This is a genomic window from Chryseobacterium sp. JJR-5R, assembly GCF_034047335.1.
GTDB lineage: Bacteria > Bacteroidota > Bacteroidia > Flavobacteriales > Weeksellaceae > Chryseobacterium.
In genome coordinates this window covers 3,007,120-3,024,573 of record NZ_CP139137.1, presented here as the reverse complement: position 1 = coordinate 3,024,573, position 17,454 = coordinate 3,007,120, and the positions used below count along the sequence as shown (strand labels likewise).

19 protein-coding genes are annotated in these 17,454 nt (G+C 40.3%); 10 read left to right on the top strand and 9 right to left on the bottom strand.

Annotation, left to right across the window (positions count from 1 at the left end):
* The first annotated feature begins 173 nt into the window (after window positions 1-173).
* The 4 genes from SD427_RS13190 (at window position 174) to SD427_RS13175 (ending at window position 4,912) form a co-directional block, all read left to right on the top strand.
* Window positions 174-800 carry a TetR/AcrR family transcriptional regulator gene (locus SD427_RS13190; protein ID WP_320558271.1) on the top strand — a complete coding sequence of 209 codons (627 nt, stop codon included), beginning with the start codon at window positions 174-176 and terminating at the stop codon, window positions 798-800.
* Window positions 784-2,097, top strand: coding sequence for a TolC family protein (locus tag SD427_RS13185; RefSeq protein WP_320558270.1), 1,314 nt, complete (start codon window positions 784-786; stop codon window positions 2,095-2,097). Before SD427_RS13190 ends, SD427_RS13185 begins: the two co-directional genes overlap by 17 nt.
* Window positions 2,098-2,119: 22 nt before the next feature.
* Complete coding sequence (locus SD427_RS13180) at window positions 2,120-3,223, top strand: HlyD family secretion protein (protein WP_320558269.1); 1,104 nt, start codon at window positions 2,120-2,122, stop codon at window positions 3,221-3,223.
* 111 nt (window positions 3,224-3,334) lie between these two features.
* Window positions 3,335-4,912: a DHA2 family efflux MFS transporter permease subunit gene (locus SD427_RS13175; RefSeq protein ID WP_320558268.1), complete on the top strand. Its 1,578-nt coding sequence runs from the start codon at window positions 3,335-3,337 to the stop codon at window positions 4,910-4,912.
* Between the two features lie 53 nt (window positions 4,913-4,965).
* On the opposite strand, the gene SD427_RS13170 is transcribed toward SD427_RS13175, so the two are convergent.
* On the bottom strand, window positions 4,966-5,475 hold the full coding sequence (locus SD427_RS13170; RefSeq protein WP_320558267.1) for a hypothetical protein: 510 nt from the start codon (window positions 5,473-5,475) through the stop codon (window positions 4,966-4,968).
* A 166-nt stretch (window positions 5,476-5,641) separates the two neighbouring features.
* On the opposite strand from SD427_RS13170, the gene SD427_RS13165 reads away from it, so the two are divergent.
* From SD427_RS13165 to SD427_RS13155, 3 genes are all read left to right on the top strand, one after another.
* The gene (locus SD427_RS13165; RefSeq protein WP_320558266.1) at window positions 5,642-6,454 is read left to right on the top strand and encodes an SDR family oxidoreductase; all 813 of its coding nucleotides are present in this window, start codon (window positions 5,642-5,644) and stop codon (window positions 6,452-6,454) included.
* 87 nt (window positions 6,455-6,541) lie between these two features.
* Window positions 6,542-7,456, top strand: coding sequence for a helix-turn-helix transcriptional regulator (locus SD427_RS13160; RefSeq protein ID WP_320558265.1), 915 nt, complete (start codon window positions 6,542-6,544; stop codon window positions 7,454-7,456).
* 323 nt (window positions 7,457-7,779) lie between these two features.
* Window positions 7,780-8,331: a DNA-3-methyladenine glycosylase I gene (locus SD427_RS13155; RefSeq protein WP_320558264.1), complete on the top strand. Its 552-nt coding sequence runs from the start codon at window positions 7,780-7,782 to the stop codon at window positions 8,329-8,331.
* A 225-nt stretch (window positions 8,332-8,556) separates the two neighbouring features.
* On the opposite strand, the gene SD427_RS13150 is transcribed toward SD427_RS13155, so the two are convergent.
* The 4 genes from SD427_RS13150 to SD427_RS13135 form a co-directional block, all read right to left on the bottom strand.
* Window positions 8,557-9,003, bottom strand: a complete 447-nt coding sequence (locus tag SD427_RS13150; protein ID WP_320561045.1) for a DUF2199 domain-containing protein — start codon at window positions 9,001-9,003, stop codon at window positions 8,557-8,559.
* 57 nt (window positions 9,004-9,060) lie between these two features.
* The gene (locus SD427_RS13145; protein WP_320558263.1) at window positions 9,061-9,429 is read right to left on the bottom strand and encodes a glyoxalase; all 369 of its coding nucleotides are present in this window, start codon (window positions 9,427-9,429) and stop codon (window positions 9,061-9,063) included.
* A 26-nt stretch (window positions 9,430-9,455) separates the two neighbouring features.
* Complete coding sequence (locus SD427_RS13140; protein WP_320558262.1) at window positions 9,456-11,042, bottom strand: patatin-like phospholipase family protein; 1,587 nt, start codon at window positions 11,040-11,042, stop codon at window positions 9,456-9,458.
* 271 nt (window positions 11,043-11,313) lie between these two features.
* Window positions 11,314-12,213 (bottom strand): CorA family divalent cation transporter, encoded by a 900-nt coding sequence (locus SD427_RS13135; RefSeq protein ID WP_320558261.1) that lies wholly within the window; start codon window positions 12,211-12,213, stop codon window positions 11,314-11,316.
* A 72-nt stretch (window positions 12,214-12,285) separates the two neighbouring features.
* Between SD427_RS13135 and SD427_RS13130 the strand changes: the two genes are divergently transcribed.
* Window positions 12,286-13,308: a beta-ketoacyl-ACP synthase III gene (locus tag SD427_RS13130; RefSeq protein ID WP_320558260.1), complete on the top strand. Its 1,023-nt coding sequence runs from the start codon at window positions 12,286-12,288 to the stop codon at window positions 13,306-13,308.
* Window positions 13,309-13,379: 71 nt separating this feature from the next.
* On the opposite strand, the gene SD427_RS13125 is transcribed toward SD427_RS13130, so the two are convergent.
* Window positions 13,380-13,766, bottom strand: coding sequence for a helix-turn-helix transcriptional regulator (locus tag SD427_RS13125; RefSeq protein WP_320558259.1), 387 nt, complete (start codon window positions 13,764-13,766; stop codon window positions 13,380-13,382).
* A gap of 176 nt (window positions 13,767-13,942) precedes the next feature.
* On the opposite strand from SD427_RS13125, the gene SD427_RS13120 reads away from it, so the two are divergent.
* Window positions 13,943-14,242: a hypothetical protein gene (locus SD427_RS13120; protein ID WP_320558258.1), complete on the top strand. Its 300-nt coding sequence runs from the start codon at window positions 13,943-13,945 to the stop codon at window positions 14,240-14,242.
* Between the two features lie 57 nt (window positions 14,243-14,299).
* A complete protein-coding gene (locus SD427_RS13115; RefSeq protein WP_320558257.1) occupies window positions 14,300-15,088 on the top strand; it encodes a GLPGLI family protein in 789 nt (262 codons plus the stop codon).
* Window positions 15,089-15,177: 89 nt separating this feature from the next.
* Here SD427_RS13115 and SD427_RS13110 read toward each other — a convergent pair whose 3' ends face one another.
* The 3 genes from SD427_RS13110 to SD427_RS13100 form a co-directional block, all read right to left on the bottom strand.
* Window positions 15,178-16,347, bottom strand: coding sequence for a thioredoxin fold domain-containing protein (locus SD427_RS13110; RefSeq protein ID WP_320558256.1), 1,170 nt, complete (start codon window positions 16,345-16,347; stop codon window positions 15,178-15,180).
* Between the two features lie 329 nt (window positions 16,348-16,676).
* Window positions 16,677-16,880: a hypothetical protein gene (locus SD427_RS13105; RefSeq protein ID WP_320558255.1), complete on the bottom strand. Its 204-nt coding sequence runs from the start codon at window positions 16,878-16,880 to the stop codon at window positions 16,677-16,679.
* A 213-nt stretch (window positions 16,881-17,093) separates the two neighbouring features.
* Window positions 17,094-17,324: a cytochrome C551 gene (locus tag SD427_RS13100; RefSeq protein WP_320558254.1), complete on the bottom strand. Its 231-nt coding sequence runs from the start codon at window positions 17,322-17,324 to the stop codon at window positions 17,094-17,096.
* Window positions 17,325-17,454 lie beyond the last annotated feature (130 nt).

Genomic DNA, 17,454 nt, shown 5'->3' with positions numbered 1-17,454 from the left:
CAGTAACAGCTGATTTTTTCTTTATCAAAAATAAATACAGCAGGCCCTGTTATTCAGTATCATAAAGATATTTATTAAAAAAAAATTAAATTTTAATTAAAAATCAATCAATCGTTTGATTTATGTAAAATCTGTTGTAAATTTGCTCTCTGAAAAAATGAGCGTACAAGAAAATGATTTCAAAAGAAGAAAATATATTATTTGCTGCTGAAAAGCTTTTTGCCGAAAATGGTTTTGAAGGAACCTCGACCCGGGAAATTGCCAGAGCCGCCAATGTGAATATTTCTATGATCTCTTATTATTTCGGTTCCAAAGAGAAACTTTATGAAAAACTGGTGGAATACAGGATGAATGAAGGGCAGTTTTTTTCAAAAGATATCATAGAGAGGACGGATCTTAATGAATGGGAAAAAGTGGACAAAATAGTCGACCAGTTTGCCGGAAGGATAAGGCATCATAAATGTTTCTACAGGATTATGCAGCGGGAACAGCTTCATACCCAGAACCCCCAGATTGTGGAATTCCTTAAACAAACGAAAATCGGATTCATTTCCATGTATTCAAAAATATTGGAAAGCGGCCTGGAAAAAGGTATCTTTAAGAAAAATCCGCCGGTCTACCTGCTTCATGCAACGGTGAGCGGGACTTTGTTTTATGCATCCAACGCCAAGGAAATGTACAAGGAATTCCTGAATAACACGGAGGATGAAAATGTTTTTGAAGAAAAATACTACACAGAGCTTAATACACACATAAAATACTTATTAAAAGACCTTTTAGGTTATGAAGAGAATGAATAACTCAGTTATTGCACTGGCCCTCTTTGCGGGTTTTGCAAACATGCATGCGCAGGAGAAAAAGATGCTTACTCTTGATGAAGCCGTACAGTTGGGCATCCGGAACAGCAAAAGCCTTAAGATTGATGCCGCAAACATCGAAGGGGCTACGGCAGACTTGTTGGAAGCCAAAAACAGACAGTTGCCGGAACTAACCGTTTCGGGAAGCTATCTGTACCTTCCGCTGAAGCCGAATATCAATCTCAAGCTTCCCGGAGTATCCGGCGAGGGCGGCCCTGAAGTTCATCAGGTAGCCTACGGATCTGCTAACATCAGTGTTCCGATATACAGCGGGGGAAGGATAAAATATGGCATCGAATCTGCAAAATACCTGGTGGAAGCTTCCAGATTAAGTACGGAAAATGACAAGATTTCCATTGCTTACAATGTTGCCCAGGCTTATAACAATCTTTTCAAAGCCAATCAGTCGATCAAGGTACTGGAGGAAAACCTTTCTGCTTCCCAAAAAAGGGATGAGACTTTCCTTAAACTTGAAAATAACGGGTTAATTGCAAGAAATGACCGGTTAAAGGCAAATCTTCAGACCTTGAATATCGAGCTGCAGCTGCTGGAAGCCAGAAATAATTACAATATCGCCAATATCAATATGGACTTATTGCTGGGCCTTCCTGAAGCCACCGAAATTGAAGTGGACCAGAATTATATTGAAGAAGCAGAGGAAGTAAAAGCAGTTGATTTTTACCTGAATACCGCCCGGGAAAACCGCAAAGACCTCCAGGCTCTGGAAAAGCAGAGACAGGCAGCGGCATTGGGAACCAAATCCGCAAAAGCTGAAAACCTGCCTTCCATTGCATTTACGGGAGGCTATGTGGCAGCAGACATTCCTAAATTCTTAACCATTTACAATGCCGTGAACGTCGGGGTGGGAATTTCATACAACCTGTCCAATCTCTGGAAAGAAAACTCTTCACTCAGACAGTCGCAGGCAAGGGAAATGCAGCTGTCCGCCAACAATGAACTGCTGAATGATAACATTAAGCTTGACGTAAACAGGGAATACCAGAATACGGATTACTCCAAAAAAAGAATCGCTGTTTTCGAAAAATCAGCAGAACAGGCAAACGAGAATTACAGGATTACCAAAAATAAATATGACAACGGCCTTGCCACCATGACCGAATTATTGGATGCAGATGCGGCACAGATTGCTGCCAATGTAGGCGTAATCAATGCAAAGGCAGACGCCTCGCTGGCCTACAGAAAACTATTACAGACAACAGGAACTTTAACAATCAAATAAAAAAATAAGAACGATACCCAAAATGGAAAATAATACTACACAAGCGGCTGAACCTAAAAAGAAGAAAAGCCTGGTTTTTCCGATTATCCTGGCGGTTGTTTTAATCGGAGGAGGAATTTACGGATACAATGCCTATACCTACGGGCAGGTTCATGAAGAAACTGACGATGCCCAGATTACATCCAATATGTCACCGGTCATTTCTAAAATTTCAGGCTATGTTATGCAGGTAAAAGTAAAAGATAACCAATTGGTGAAAAAAGGGGATACACTGGTTATTCTGGATAACAGGGATCAGAAAATGGCCCTTCAGCAGGCTGAAGCTGCTTTGACAACGGCAAAAAGCAATATTTCCAACGCAGAAGCTTCCACTACGGCAACTTCTAAAAATATAGGGTCTTCCCAGGCGGCGGTTACCACGGCCAATGCACAGATCGAGGCGGCTAAAGTAAACGTCTGGAAAACCTCTCAGGATTTAAAAAGATATGCGAATCTGGTGAAAGACCACTCCATTACGGAACAGCAGTATGAACAAGCTTTGGCAGCCAAACAGACGGCCGACAGACAGCTGCAGGTTTTAGTGGACCAGAGGAACCAGATTGCCCAGCAGACCAATATTGCTTCTTCCCAGACAGCCGCCAGCTCACAGCAGATCAGCGTTGCCGGATCAGTGGCCAAGCAGAGGGAAGTAGACGTGGAAAATGCAAGGTTGAATCTGTCATATACCGTAATTGTTGCTTCTGAAGACGGATACGTAGGAAAAGTTCCGATCCAGGCCGGGCAGTACCTTCAGGCCGGATCGCAATTGTTTGCCCTGGTTAAAAACGACCAAAAATGGGTAGTGGCCAACTTTAAGGAAACCCAAGTGGATAAAATGGTGGAAGGGCAGAAAGTGAAAATTGAAATCGATGCCTTCCCGGACAGGGAATTTGAAGGAGTGGTAAGCTCATTCTCGCCTGCAACAGGGGCTACGTTTTCTATCCTTCCTCCGGATAATGCAAGCGGTAACTTCGTGAAAGTAGTTCAGAGGCTTCCTGTAAAAATCGATTTTGTGAACCTTGATAATAACGTTGCAAAAAGATTAAGAACAGGAATGAACGTGAAAGCGGAAGTTTCTCTTAAATAAAAATAGGTATTATGTAATATGTATTCATGATTTTAGGTTATAGTCTCCTATCTGGAATCTCCCTGTTAATTCATCAATACATTTTATATCAGTACATTTTACATTAAAACTATGCAAGATTCATTAGTAGAATACGGAGCACGGAGAGTCATCATTACGATTACGGCTATCCTTTGTGCTTTGCTTGAAATTGTAGACTCCACCATCGTCAATGTGGCCCTGAACGAGATGAAGGGGAATCTTGGAGCCACACTTTCAGAGGTAGGCTGGGTAATCACGGCATACGCAATCGGTAACGTAATCGTGGTGCCGATGACGAGCTGGCTTTCGCAGCAGTTCGGGAGGAGAAACTATTTCGCGGCTTCCATTGTTATATTTACCATATTTTCCTTCCTGTGCGGAAATGCGACGAATATCTGGGAACTGGTATTTTTCCGCCTCATGCAGGGAATCGGCGGGGGAGCACTGCTGGTAACTTCACAGACGATTATTACGGAATCTTACCCGATTGAAAAAAGAAGCATGGCCCAGGCCATTTACGGCCTCGGGGTTATCATCGGCCCTACTTTAGGTCCGCCGTTGGGAGGGTATATTGTTGATAATTTCAGCTGGCCGTATATTTTTTATATCAATATCCCGATTGGGATTGCAGCGACTTTAATGACCTTACAGTTTGTGAAAAGCCCGAAATATGCAGAAAAACGGAAGGCTTCGGATGTAGACTGGATCGGGATTGCCTTACTGGCGATTACAGTAGGCTCACTACAGTTCATCCTGGAAAGAGGACATGAAGAAGACTGGTTTGAAAGCGGCATGATCGTTACCTTCACCACTTCCGCAGTGTTAGGGTTTATCTTGTTCCTGTGGCGCGAGCTTACCTTCAAATATCCCATTGTGGAACTCCGCGTACTCAAGAACGGGAACTTAAGAATCGGGACAATTATGTCATTTGTTCTCGGGTTCGGTTTATACGGCTCCACATTTATTGTTCCGCTGTATACGCAGAGTATCCTGGGCTGGACGGCACTTCAGTCAGGAGCCCTGATGATCCCCGCTGCACTGACGACGGCTTTCATGATGCCTATTATCGGGAGGCTGCTTTCAAAAGGTGCAAAACAGCAGATTCTTGTTTCCTTAGGACTGTTTATCTTCTTCATTTACAGTTTCTGGGGCTATAAAATCCTGACACCGGATACCAGTAAAGATGCGTTCTTCTGGATGCTGATTGTGCGGGGTGCCGGTCTGGGGCTTTTGTTTATCCCGATTACCTCACTTTCCTTAAGTACGCTGAAAGGCCAGGAAATTGGTCAGGGAGCAGCCTTTACCGGGATGATGAGACAGCTCGGAGGTTCATTTGGTATTGCGGCCATTACCACGTTTATCGCCAATGCCAGCCAGAAATACAGGCTGAACCTGATTTCCCATCTTGACGAAACCGATTTTGCCGTCCAGCAGAGGCTGAACGGACTGAAAGCAAGTTTTATGGCCAAAGGGATGACGCCTGAAAATGCCATGAATGCTGCTTATAAAATCCTGGATTTATCCGTGACCAAACAGGCAACGGTTCTGTCTTACATGGATGTATTCCTTTATCTGGGCGTAATTTTCCTGGTCTGCATACCGTTTATCCTGTTTATCAGAGAAAGGAAAAGCAAAGAAAAGATTGATTTGAGTGAAGCGATGCACTAACTTTCACTTACATTAGCAAAAATCCTCCGGAAGTTTTTCGGGGGATTTTTTTGTTATCTGAGATTTCTCACGCTCACATCAGGTTTTTCTCCCTGCGGAACGATAAAAATAGCATCATCACTAATGGTATCTCCTGCATCAAAATAATAACTCCCGGTTACAGGCAGGGTGTATGAGGTAAGTTTCCCCGATTTGTCATATGCGGAATAAGAAACATTGATCATCTGTGCTTTCATTTTCAGCTGGATTTTTTTAGAAGTCAGCTTCGCGCCGGTAGCATTAATACAGTCAAGCTCTGCAATATTGGTATTGGTAACAATTTGCGGAAAAGAAGATAACCGTATGTTATAAGACTTATCAGAGACATTTTTTACAGATGCCGAAACTTTGTAATGGTCAAAATTTTTTCCGCCGGCTTGTATGCTTTCTTTATTGGTGATGTTAAACGTGACTTTCATTCCGTTGAGATCGACGGTTTCTCCGTCAGAGATTTTCTGGGCATGGATTGATGCTGCGCAGCAGATGAATACAAATGTAAGCCATGGGATAAGTGGGTTTTTCATAGTGATTATTTTAGTGTTGATGGAGAACTAAGATACGCAAAAGGATCGGGATACGGGTTTTTTGTAATTGATATTCGTCAAAATGCCTACATACAAACTCAATCAGGCTACGCCGGAATTCACGTTTCTCAGGACATTTGCCTTATCAATTTTAAACAGAATTACAATGCAGAAAACAATTTTTATTACAGGAGCGTCATCAGGTTTGGGAAAGACGGCGGCAAAGTTATTTCAGTCAAAAGACTGGAATGTGATCGCAACGATGCGAAATCCCGAAAATGAAACAGAACTTACGCAACTGGAAAATGTAACCGTATTAAAACTGGATGTTTCGGAAAAAGGCGGGCTGGAAAAAACAATTGCCGAGGTTTTGGAAAGTCATACCGTTGATGCAGTTTTAAATAACGCAGGCTACGGGTTAGTCGGTCCTTTGGAAGCTTTTACAGATGAACAGATCCGTAAGCAGATTGAAACGAATCTAATGGGAGTAATCCGGGTAACAAGAGCCTTTATCCCCTATTTCAGGGAGAAGAAAGAAGGAACTTTCATTAATATAACTTCCAGTTTCGGATTGCTGGGCTTTCCTGCCTGTTCTGTTTACAGTGCCACAAAATTTGCAGTTGACGGATTTTCAGAGAGTCTGGGGTACGAATTGGCACAGTTTGGGATAAAGGTAAAAGTCGTCGCTCCGGGTGGCATTCAGACTGACTTTGCAGGACGTTCCCTGGATGGGGCTTTTCATGAATCTTACGGGAAATTAATTTCAAAAGTTCAGGAAGGGTACAGCCCGGAACAGATGGCCGGTTACTCAAAACCGGAAGATATTGCAGCCGTTATTTTTGGAGCGGCCACCGACGGAAAGCTACAGTTAAGGTACATTGCCGGAAAAGATGCCAATGCTTTATATGATGAGAGGAATAAAATCGGGATTGAAAATTATGTGCAGAAAGTGAAAGGTGAATTTATGTTTTATAAATAACACACTGCATATTTAAAATCAGGCTTCCAATGTATAATTAATTCCTCCTGCCAGACAGTTGTCACAAATCTGTATTATATTTACGGTATGAAAACAGCAAAATCCCCGCTACATTTCAGATCATTGTCCGCGCTGCATCAGGCGATGGGGCAATCTGCGCCATTGCATCCTTTGATCAGCATTATCAATTACGGGGAAGCTGTCTTTGATCCGGAAGATTTTAAAAACGGGATTAAGCTGGATTTTTATAAAATTTCATTTAAGACAAAATTTAACGGAAAGATAAGGTACGGACAGGGATATTACGATTTTGAGGAAGGTGGGATGTCTTTCGTCTCTCCCGGCCAGATTCTTAAAATGAATGAAGAAGAAGCCGATTACAGCGGATTGTCTCTTCACATTCACCCTGATTTTCTGCAGCCGTATCCTTTAATCCGGAAAATAAAAAAATACGGTTTTTTTTCCTATTCCACTGCAGAAGCGCTTTATCTTTCGGAAAAAGAAAAAAGGACTGTCCTGTCTGTTTTTGTTAATATCCAGGGAGAGCTGGATGAGCGGATCGACCCATTCAGCCAGGACGTTATTATTTCACAGATTGAATTGCTGCTCACCTACAGCAACCGGTTTTACAACCGGCAGTTTACCACCAGAAAAGTGGTGAATAATGATCTGGTCACAAAAATGGAAAAAATCCTGGATGATTATTTTAAAGAGGAGAAAAGCCTTCAAGGCCTTCCCACAGTAGAATACCTGGCTTCTGAACTGAATCTTACCGCAAGGTATTTAAGCGATATGCTCCGTCTGCACACTGGGCAAAATGCACAGCACCATATTCATGATAAGTTGATTGAAAAGGCAAAAGATTATTTGTCCAGTGAACAGTTTTCAGTCTCGGAAACAGCTTATCAGTTGGGTTTTGAGCATCCTCAGTCTTTCAGTAAATTATTTAAAAATAAAACCGGATTGACTCCAAACGGATTCAGACAATCATTTCAAAAATAAAATATAAATGGATCAGAATGATTTAGATAAAATTATACAACATTCTCTGTAAATCAGAGAAAAATATCATCAGCTGGAAAATCGGCAAAATGATAAAAAGTGGACGGCAGAACAGGATGCTTTGGCTTTTCTGACAGATGCATGCTTAATTAATGGAATAGAAATAATATCACACGATAAAACATGGCTAAAACCCGATTCAGCAGAAGAATTTGAGTGTAATTAGCAGAAAATATCTGGTGGCTGATCATTTTGGCAGACCGTATTGGGATTGATAGTAAAAGCCATGGAAAAATTTTAACAAAAACCGAAAACATACTGAAATGAGCTATTGTTCTATTATTGAAGGAATGCAGCCCGAAAGCAGAAAAGAGCTGCACAAAAAATACCACGACCATCATTACGGTTTCCCGATCCATGATGACAATGAACTGTTCGGCAGGCTGGTGATGGAGATCAACCAGGCGGGACTGAGCTGGGAAACGATTTTAAAGAAAGAAGAAGGGTTCCGGAAGGCATATGATAATTTTAACATTCAGAAAGTAGCCGCTTATACAGAAACCGACCGCGAAAGGCTGCTGGGCGACGCCGGCATTATCAGGAACCGGCTGAAGGTAAACGCTGCGATTGAAAATGCAAAAACCATTGCCGGGCTGCAGGAAGGATTCGGTTCATTTGAAAAATGGCTGGAACACCACCATCCGAAAGCTTTACCGGAATGGATAAAACTGTTCAAGAAAACCTTTAAGTTTACCGGCGGGGAAATCGTGAATGAATTCCTGATGAGCATCGGCTACCTGAAAGGCGCCCATGATGAAAACTGCCCGGTTTATAAGAAGGTCTTGGAGCATGAACCGATGTGGAAAAAAGAGTAGTGGGCTGACTGCGGATTATCATCGGCAATATTGTGAAGTAAAGGAAAATCTTGATGGAATCTTTTTTAGCGGATATATTTGTTCTTAAATTTATGTAATTCTACGGCTTCTTTCTTCAACATCTGAAAATTTTTTATCTTTAAATTTTACAATCGTACAGATGTTATCCAAAGCAGATCTTTCCACATTGATTTCAAAATTTAATGTAAACTGGTATTTGTGTTTTTATTTATTCAGTACTTTATTAATTCTTATTTCTGCCTCTTTTCCTGAAATTCCACTGTAAAAATCTTTAATGAAAGGATGATCCTGACTTTCATGAGGATAAATTAAGGGCCTTCCCATTTTGTTGTTAACAATAACATCAGCTGGAATTGTCTGATCGAATTCGTAATCCGGTAGATAATTGGCTAACCAACCAAAATATCCTTCTTCAAAATTTTCGTTATCGTAATTTTCTACGTATTCATCATAGCTCTTTTCGCTTAATGAAACCCAAACTCCGTATTCCAGGTCCTGACAGCTTTCAGTGACTTTCTGTACGAGTACGGCTCTGATAAAATAGCATATTTCATCAAGATATTGTATTACACAAAAGTCAGAACTTAGTTTGGCGTTCTCTAGGTCTTTATCCGAAAGATTGCTATACGGAAACGGCGAATGATAAACTATTGCGGGCTAATCTTCTTTTTCTTCGCCGCAACATTTGCAGATGTATTTCATACGTTATTATTTTATCTGACTCTTCAGTCTTTCTATTAACATGGTAATAATCCTTTTGTTAAAAACTTTGCTGTCGGAATGGTACACTTCCAATTCCTGTAAGTTGAACATCCCGATGGTCATTCCGATGAACATATTCTTCAATGTGCTGTCCTTCTGTACGCTTTGTTCGATGAAACTGTTTTTTTTCGCTGCAGACAAAGCATTAAAATCTGCATTCTGGCGGATGGCATAGCTGATAAATAATGACCGGTAAAGGTCATTTTGTAGCTTTAAAACGGGGCGCAGCGTCTGGTTCTGAAAGGCTTCCTGCGAAGTGGTTGTTTCGGAATTCAGAATGTTGAGCGTCTCTCTTAAGTCTGTTCTATTGGTCATGATTTTGTTACTTAATTAAATTTTTATTATCCCACCGTCGGCGTATCCTCCTCTTTTAAAATCTTTTTTTCTTTCATGGACAGCATCATTCTTTCGCATTTGTATTTCTGCCAGTCGAAATTATTGAGGAAATCCAGGGCAGCCTGGAAGCCGCGGTTGAAAAGCTCCTCTTTTTCTTCACGCTTCATAAAGAAATTCAGCCAGCTGCTGGTGCCGCAGTTAACGGTCTGGATGCTGAACAGGTGGTAAAAGGTATGCTTGGTGAGAAAAGTTTTGTCGTTAAAGCCTTTTAAGGTATCAATGATATTTCCGGCGTAAGTAAAAGGCGATTTTAAAATCTCTTCACTGGTTTTTCCTTTTTCAGAAAGGATATCGGAGTCGCTGGTCAGCTGTACCCCGAACAGAGGCATCCGCGGATAAAAAATATCGGCAGCATGGAAAAGGTCGATCGGAAAATTGGAAATACTCCCGCCATCGATAAAAATCCCGACGGGGTTAATGGATTCTTCCTGGGTGTTCATCCAGAATTTCCAGGCGTATTTTACCGAGTCGTCCTCTTTATTGATCCTTTTCTGCATCGGCTCGAAAAAGAACGGGACCGACATGGAAGCACGCACAAACTCTGCCGGGCTGATGTGCTTCAATTCCTCTTCAGACCAGTACAGATTGGCCATCGTAGGCAGCTCAACCTTTATTTTGGCATTGATATCGGTGGTAACAACAATGTATTCGGATTTTAAAAGATAGAAAGGGTCTTTTTTATAATACTCATTGTTTACCGTACTGTCAAAAAAAATGCGGTACCGGATTTCGTCGATGTGCTTGTTGTTGTTTTCCCGGATCTCTTCAATGCTTTTCAGGGCAATATCATAATATTCCGTACCGTTTCCGTAGCGGTAATCAAGCTGAAGGTTCTTCCCGGACTGTACAAACTTTTCATTAAGCTGGGCAACGGTTTTAATCCCGAATCCTTCCAGCACCTCTTTCATCCGGTTCAGGAACGTATTTCCCGGATTAAGTCCTGAATTTCCTTTTTTAAGATCAGAATAAAGCTTCGCCAGGTATGCGGCTCCGATGACTACCAGCAGTAAAGGAACGGCGAAGAGTATTTTTGTCTCCCAGATGGCTTTCGTGGGAAAAACAAAGGCCAGGATCCCAAAGAAAATAAGAACGGCGATGGCAGTATAGATATTGATCTTCAGGAAGTTTTTGTTCTTGAGCATCGCGTAGATGGTCTTTCTTACATACGGTCTGCCATCCATGAAATCGGCAAAATTCCAGTTGAGCAGGATCTCCCTGATCACTTCGCTTTTGGATTCTTCCTTGGTTTTACAGGCCGCAATCAGCATGGTGTTAATGGCTCCGGCACTTGTACCGGCCACTTTCAGGAACCGGATCCCGAAAATTTCCAGTCCGTAAAGATAACCTACCAGCGCACTTCCCCAGACCCCGCCGCCTTCCTGCACAAATTCCACATATTGATGGCCCTCCGCATCCAGTATATCAGAAAATTCCTTAGCCGAAACATTTGTGTACAGGGCCTTGAGTTTTTCTTTGGATTGGGGCGAGAGCATCGGGTCTTCAAGAATGGTTTTCAGGGTTTCAGGTTTCATGGCCGGTGTATCTGGTGTTTTAAATTTTATAACGGACAGGCTTAATTCTATGCTGTGATCATCAGGGCTTCATCTTTAATACTGTAAATATCCCGGAATCACCTTAGTATAATTTGAAACTTCCAGACGATGATTAATGATGAGTCAAACAGCAGAAGGTTTCATATTTACATTAATCCCGTTAAAATTAAGCAGATCCTGTGATTGTTTATTTGTTTTAAAATTAAATACATATAAATTCAGGCCAATATTTTCAAATTAGAGCATCCGGTTACCATTGCTTCCGGCGCGCATAGATAAATGTACAGATTACAACGACCGCCATTAATCCCAGGGTGAAAAAATATCCGTTTTTTTGGTGCAGCTCAGGCATGTTATCAAAGTTCATCCCATACAGTCCGGCAATAAAAGTGATCGGCAAAAAGTAAACCGAGTAGATCGCCAGTACTTTCATTACCTGGTTCGCTTTCTGGTCAGACAGTGCCAGGAACATGGAAATAAGGTTGGTAATCTGGATATTCAGATGGTCAAAATCGGCAACTACGTCTTTGTGTTTATCCTTGAGATCAAAAAATTCGGATTCCTGAAGGCCCAGGAGCTTGAATTTATCAATGGCATCCGCAGAAATGGTCAGCACCCTGAAATTCAGTCCCGATTTCCGCTTCAGCTTGTATAATCTTTTGATCTGATTGGTATGGTTCGTGTTTTTGAGGAAAATTTCATTTTCAATATTATCCATGGTCTCAAACAGGCTGACCGATTCATCATCAAAACTTTTCATAATCAGCAAAGCAATTTTCAGAGCGATATTTTCGGGTGTTGTCTCATCTTTCCCGACAGAAACCTGCTTTTTGGTTTCAGAAATGCTCTTCGTTTTCATGCGGTGTACGGTGATGATGGTACGCCCTAACAGAAAAATTCCGATTTTGGTGCTGATGTCACTGATGGTATTGAGGTTCTTGCGCTCCAGTTCAGTGCTCTCACGCAGAAGGAAAAACCGGATGTTCCCGCTCTCTTCGTATTTGGGTAAGTGGTTCGGGTCCAGGGTATCTTCCAGAAGCAGATTATTGATTTCATACCGTTCGTGTAGATAGCTGATGTCTTCCTCGGTAGGGGCCTCCACATCCACCCATTCGCATTGGGAATCCCTGTAAATTGTATCAATTGGCATACCGTAAAAATAGCATTATTTTAAAAAACTATGTATTAAATAAGTTTATCTTTGTTAAAATTAAAAAACTATATGATTAAAAGTACAATAAAAGGAATCGGATTCTATGTTCCGGATAACGTTGTTACGAATGATGATTTAGCTGCATTAATGACCACCAATGACGAATGGATTACGGAACGAACGGGGATCAAGGAGCGAAGGCACCGCAAGAACCGGAACGATTCTCAGGAAACCACTGCGTACTTAGGGTTTAAAGCTTCAGAAAAAGCAATTGAAAATGCCGGGCTGACGGCCCAGGATATTGACTATATTATTTTTGCCACCCTTTCTCCGGATTATTATTTCCCGGGCTGTGGTGTCCTGCTGCAGGATATGCTGGGATGTGGCACCATCGGGGCGCTGGATGTAAGGAACCAGTGCTCAGGGTTCATTTATGCAATGAGCGTGGCCAATGCCTTTATTAAATCGGGAACCTATAAAAATATCCTGGTGGTAGGGGCTGAGGTCCATTCTTTCGGACTGGATTTTTCAGATGAAGGAAGGGGTGTTTCCGTTATATTCGGAGACGGTGCAGGAGCCATGGTTCTTTCTGCCACGATAGATGACAATGTAGGAGATATCCTGGCCGTCAATATGCACTCGGAAGGGAAATTTGCAGATGAGCTGTGTACGCAGTTTCCGGGTTCTAAATTCGGATGGAGCGACCGCATGAGGAAAGAGCCTGAACATGTGACCGATAAAGAAGTGTACCCGATCATGAACGGGAATTTCGTGTTTAAAAATGCCGTAACAAGATTCCCGGAAACCATGCAGGAAGCCTTGGATAAAGCCGGGAAGACCATTGAAGATCTGGATATGTTTATCCCGCACCAGGCCAACCTAAGGATTGCCCAGTTTGTGCAGCAGAAATTCGGGCTGCCGGATGACAAGATCCATAACAACATCCAGAAATATGGCAATACAACAGCAGCCTCCATTCCCATTGCATTAAGCGAAGCCATTGAGCTGGGAAAAGTCAGAAGGGGAGACCTGGTCCTTCTTTCCGCTTTCGGAAGCGGCTTTACGTGGGGAAGCGTTCTGTTTGAATATTAATATAAAAGCGTTTTGAAATAAAAATCCGCTGTCTGAAAAAGACAGCGGATTTTTTATGCTTTGCTGTGACGTTAATCTTTTAACAGTTTTTGAATGAGCTTATTCTGCATTTCCATCAACCGGTTAATCTGATGTTGGTTATTGATAACATTTTCCAATAAAGCCTGATCAGTATTATTGTTGATAGTCGTATCACCAATATTTCCTACAGAAGAGTTACTGCTTTTTTCAATATTATTATTGACGATTGTGTCACCTTCTAAAAAATACTGCGGTTCCACTTTAAAGAAGTCGGCAATTTTCTGCATAAAAATAAAGTCCAGCTTTTCAATGCTGCCGTTTTCTATTTTGCTGAGGTAGCTTTGTGAAACATCCAGCCGGAAAGCCAGGTCTTCCTGAGACATTTCTTTCTGTTCCCTCAGCTTTTTTATCTTAAAACCAACACTGTTATTCATCATGTTTGAAAATTGAAATGTAAAGATAATCTTTTTGTCATAATCTTTTTATTCCAAATGGAATAGCTTTTTATTCTGTACGGAATTGCCAGCCAGGAAACAGGGTTTTATTTTTGGGAAAAGTTTCGCGAAATATTTTTAGTGTAAAAAAATTAGTTTAATTTTAAATTTCAACCCAAATGAAAAAAATTATTTTATGGACCGCTTTCGGAATTGCCGGATTGGTAAGCGCAAAAAACGTTGAAAAAAGCAAACCTACTAAAGAAAAACAGGAAACAGTTCAAGAAAGTGAATGCTCAGAATCTGAGGTATTTAGAATGCGATGTTTCGAATATTCAATGTGGATTCCTTGTCAGGATTTTTTTATTAATGATCAAGTTTGCTGGGGTGAAGGTACAGGTGTTCCAACATGGGATGACGCTTGGAATTGCATGAATGAGAATGTTGAAATGGCAATATTTCATTTCTGTGGTGGATAATAAATATAAATCAAAGAAAGTCTCTGAACTGAGTTTTCTTTAAATACAAATTAGATTATGCGAATATTTCTTTTCATTTTATTATTTTTTGTTAATCTGTTTTCCGCTCAAAACTTTGAAAATTCCAATATCAAATGTAATTATCTAACAAAATTTTTAATAGACACAACAGATAGCAATACCAAGAAAGAAGAAATAACAAGTTTGTGGATTGGTAAAAATATTTCTATTTTTAAAAGTGATCAGAAAGCCAGATATGATTCTTTGGCTAAAGAATCAGCCAGAAATAGTTTTCAAAATCCGGTAAATGGAAGAGTTATTCTTGATTTCTCAAAAATTCCAAGAGCTCATTTTATTCCTGAAGTACTCAAAATTGGAAACAAATTAGAAATTTTTGATAAAGTTTTAAATGTAAACTATGTTTATGAATCTGATCAGAAAATAAACTGGACGTTACTAAATGAGACTAAAATAATAAGTACTTACAAATGCAGAAAAGCAGTAGGAAAATATCATAATAAAAATATGACAGCATGGTATACAGAAGAGATTCCTGTTCCCGAAGGACCTTATACTTTTAAAGGACTGCCCGGTTTAGTTATTGAAGCTTATGATGATAAAGATTTTTTTCATTTCACATTGGTAAAACTGAAAAATGTAAGTGAGTTAATTGCACCCATTAAAAACGCAATCAATACAGATTATCAAAGATTTTTAAAAAAGAGGATTGATTACCAGAATGACCCGGCAGGAGCTTATTTTATAGCTACAGGAAGAACTACCCCTAAAGAATTGAAAGGAAAAATCGAAAAAATGCATAGAAGTAATAATAATCACTTAGATTAACAGCTTACTTCAATCATAATAAAAAGGAATAATCAAATTTATTTAAATGAAAAGGCTACTGCAATGCGGTAGCCTTTATAAATTATATTCTATTGAACTTGTAAGCTTTTCAGCAGCTTTTCCGTATCGGAAGCATCTTCTCCTGTACTTTTAGCCAGCTGTACAGACTTCTCAGCCCATATTCTGGCATTTTTCTTATCCCCGATCTTGTTGTAAAGGTTAGCCAGGGTATCGGTATTTGCTGAATTCTCCTGTTTCTTTACGGATTCCTGTGCCCAGGTTACCGCTTTCTGCAGGGATTCCTTGTTGGATACATTCTCGAAAAAGTTCCATGCAATTGAATTCAGCTCCTCAGAACTTACTGCTGACTGATCCCTGTAGAGGTCTATTGTCAGTTTTTCATAAGTAGAGATATCTTTATCTTTTAATGCTCTTCCTGCTTTTACTTTGGTCTGGATTTTCACAGCCTCATCTTTTGTCATGAATTTCTGCGCTTCTGTCATGAAATACTGGTCATTCCATTTCTTTGTCTCTGCATTGTACGATTTTTTGATGATCGTATTAAGTTTTATATTCTTGTCGAATGCTTCATATCTGTCTGCCGGAAGGATTTTCGTGATCTCTGCTTTTTTTGCCTGGAAGGTTTTATACAGCGGGCTGTCTGTGCTCTGTGTCCCGGCAAGAAGCATCTGAACATCCTCCTTATCCAGCTCCGTTTTACCGTTGAAGTAGCGTTCCATTACTTTTGCTGAAAATTCAGCATCATTGTACATGGTAAGCCCGGCCAGGTTTTTAAGGAACTCAGGATCTTTTTCACCGGCCTCGAATTTCTGCTTCAATGTGCCTAATCTTTTTGCAGGGTCGCCGGCATCTTTTGCAAACTGGATAAAATCCTTTTCCTCCACATATCCCAATGTTCTGTGTACCACTTCACCGTTCCCGTCTATGAAAAGATAGGTAGGGAAGGCTTTTACATTGTATTTTTTGGCAAGATCAACGCCTTCGCCTTTTTCCATGTCAATCTTGGCATTAACGAAATTTGAGTTGTAGTAATCTCCCACAGCTTTCTGAGGGAATACGTTTTTCACCATCAGCTTGCACGGTCCGCACCATGAAGCGTAGGCATCCACGAATATAAGCTTGTTTTCTTTTTTGGCTTTTGCCAGGATAGAAGAGAAGTTGGTATCTTCAAATTTAATCCCCTGCGCCAGCGTCATGGCTCCGATAAAAAGGGCGGAAAATATTGTCAGTTTTTTCATAATACGTTTTATTGATTACAAATGTAATAATTATGGTAATACATAAGTCTGTGTATCGTAAAAATAGTTACAGCGTGGATTAGATTATTTTTTCCGGTTTAAGTTAAATGATTAAATGACGGTAATAAATCCGTTAACCGGCTATATTTCACTGAAAAAAATTAATATGCATTATGAATTTCCGTTAAAATATATTTTGAGGAAAATTAAAAAAGGAAATTGGTCTTATTGAATTTTAATCCCGGAACAATGATTTTTAACTGAAAATCATCTGAATGTAAGCCGGTTTTAAAATGAAAAACCGCAGAAATAGATCCTGCGGCTGGTTTTTATTTTACTGCTGCCGTGTCAGCTTTCATTTTCATGCTGTCTGCTGTAGCAGATTCAGAATGGGAGGCTGCACTTTCGCCCATATCATTTCTCATATGGTCTTTATTGTGCTCATCTTTAAATTCTTCTCTTTTTTCCTTATTCTGGGCACAGCTCCCTAAAAAAAGACCGCTTAAAACAGCGATCGCCAATAATTTTTTCATAACAGTTCTTTAATGTTTTGTACAATCAAATATAATCAATTAAGATAAAAGATAAAAGATAAAAGATAAAAGATAAAAGATAGCTTGTAAACTTCAATGGGATGATCGATAGTCTGTTTTAATGGAAACAATCGCAACACCCAGCCCTGAGTACAGGACTAAAAAAAATCCACAAAACAATTCGTGGATTTTTAAAATACAGGTAAAATGAATTTACCTTGCCGGTGTTGCAGTAGCTGATGAGTCTGTCCCCATTTTCATACTGTCCGGACTGGACATATTGCTGTTAGTCGTCATCGAATCGGTGGTTGCCGGTGTGCTCTGCATGGTATTGTCTACTGCTGCCGTTGAGTCTGTACTACCCGTCGACATTGAAGATTCCTTGGTTCCGCAGCTGATGGTCACTAATCCGAGTGCAACTGCTGCCAGCATTAATTTTTTCATAATATTTTATTTTTTAGTGTGAAATCAGTAATAATCAATAACTATTCCAAAAAAATATTCTGTAAAGCCGGTATAGGCTTTACAGAACATGAAAATATAATTTTATCAATAACCTGTGCTGATGGATATT

Bases quoted from the DNA above. Each gene is read 5' to 3' on its own strand.
- SD427_RS13115 (WP_320558257.1), top strand. From the start codon at position 14,300: ATGCGAATATTTCTTTTCATTTTATTATTTTTTGTTAATCTGTTTTCC.
- SD427_RS13105 (WP_320558255.1), bottom strand. From the start codon at position 16,880: ATGAAAAAATTATTGGCGATCGCTGTTTTAAGCGGTCTTTTTTTAGGG.
- SD427_RS13100 (WP_320558254.1), bottom strand. From the start codon at position 17,324: ATGAAAAAATTAATGCTGGCAGCAGTTGCACTCGGATTAGTGACCATC.
- SD427_RS13180 (WP_320558269.1), top strand. From the start codon at position 2,120: ATGGAAAATAATACTACACAAGCGGCTGAACCTAAAAAGAAGAAAAGC.
- SD427_RS13185 (WP_320558270.1), top strand. From the start codon at position 784: ATGAAGAGAATGAATAACTCAGTTATTGCACTGGCCCTCTTTGCGGGT.
- SD427_RS13120 (WP_320558258.1), top strand. From the start codon at position 13,943: ATGAAAAAAATTATTTTATGGACCGCTTTCGGAATTGCCGGATTGGTA.
- SD427_RS13125 (WP_320558259.1), bottom strand. From the start codon at position 13,766: ATGATGAATAACAGTGTTGGTTTTAAGATAAAAAAGCTGAGGGAACAG.
- SD427_RS13175 (WP_320558268.1), top strand. From the start codon at position 3,335: ATGCAAGATTCATTAGTAGAATACGGAGCACGGAGAGTCATCATTACG.
- SD427_RS13145 (WP_320558263.1), bottom strand. From the start codon at position 9,429: ATGACCAATAGAACAGACTTAAGAGAGACGCTCAACATTCTGAATTCC.
- SD427_RS13155 (WP_320558264.1), top strand. From the start codon at position 7,780: ATGAGCTATTGTTCTATTATTGAAGGAATGCAGCCCGAAAGCAGAAAA.
- SD427_RS13140 (WP_320558262.1), bottom strand. From the start codon at position 11,042: ATGAAACCTGAAACCCTGAAAACCATTCTTGAAGACCCGATGCTCTCG.
- SD427_RS13165 (WP_320558266.1), top strand. From the start codon at position 5,642: ATGCAGAAAACAATTTTTATTACAGGAGCGTCATCAGGTTTGGGAAAG.
- SD427_RS13160 (WP_320558265.1), top strand. From the start codon at position 6,542: ATGAAAACAGCAAAATCCCCGCTACATTTCAGATCATTGTCCGCGCTG.
- SD427_RS13130 (WP_320558260.1), top strand. From the start codon at position 12,286: ATGATTAAAAGTACAATAAAAGGAATCGGATTCTATGTTCCGGATAAC.
- SD427_RS13190 (WP_320558271.1), top strand. From the start codon at position 174: ATGATTTCAAAAGAAGAAAATATATTATTTGCTGCTGAAAAGCTTTTT.
- SD427_RS13135 (WP_320558261.1), bottom strand. From the start codon at position 12,213: ATGCCAATTGATACAATTTACAGGGATTCCCAATGCGAATGGGTGGAT.
- SD427_RS13110 (WP_320558256.1), bottom strand. From the start codon at position 16,347: ATGAAAAAACTGACAATATTTTCCGCCCTTTTTATCGGAGCCATGACG.
- SD427_RS13170 (WP_320558267.1), bottom strand. From the start codon at position 5,475: ATGAAAAACCCACTTATCCCATGGCTTACATTTGTATTCATCTGCTGC.